This is a genomic window from Anaerococcus senegalensis JC48, from assembly GCF_000321005.1.
Lineage (GTDB): Bacteria > Bacillota > Clostridia > Tissierellales > Peptoniphilaceae > Anaerococcus > Anaerococcus senegalensis.
This window is the reverse complement of record NZ_CAEK01000026.1, coordinates 1-379: the sequence shown is the minus strand read 5'-3', so window position 1 is coordinate 379 and position 379 is coordinate 1. Positions and strand designations below refer to the sequence as shown.

General features: G+C 30.6%; 1 protein-coding gene. It reads right to left on the bottom strand.

Annotated features, from left to right (window positions below; translation table 11 throughout):
- Window positions 1-379 (bottom strand): IS200/IS605 family transposase (gene tnpA / locus ASHG_RS00020; RefSeq protein WP_040396664.1); only part of this gene is annotated, 379 nt, incomplete at both ends.

Genomic DNA, 379 nt, shown 5'->3' with positions numbered 1-379 from the left:
TCCCGTAAACGGGTCATAATATTCCTTTATACTTATTTGGTCAGTGTAATAATCTTCTCTTAATTGATTTTGTATATATTCTTTTATTTTCTTTTCATTTCTTCCTACTGTATCTACATAATATCCTCTACACCAAAAGTGTCTGTTTCCATATTTATATTTTAGGTTTGCGTGTCTATCGAATATTATCAGAGAACTTTTTCCTTTTAAATATCCCATTATTTGTGATATTGAGTACTTTGGTGGTATTTCTACCAGCATATGGATATGATCCGGACATAACTCTGCTTCTATTATGTTTATCCCTTTTCTTGAGCATAATTCTCGAAGTATGCTGCCTATGTCTTTTCTTAATTGTCTATATATTTCTTGTCTTCTG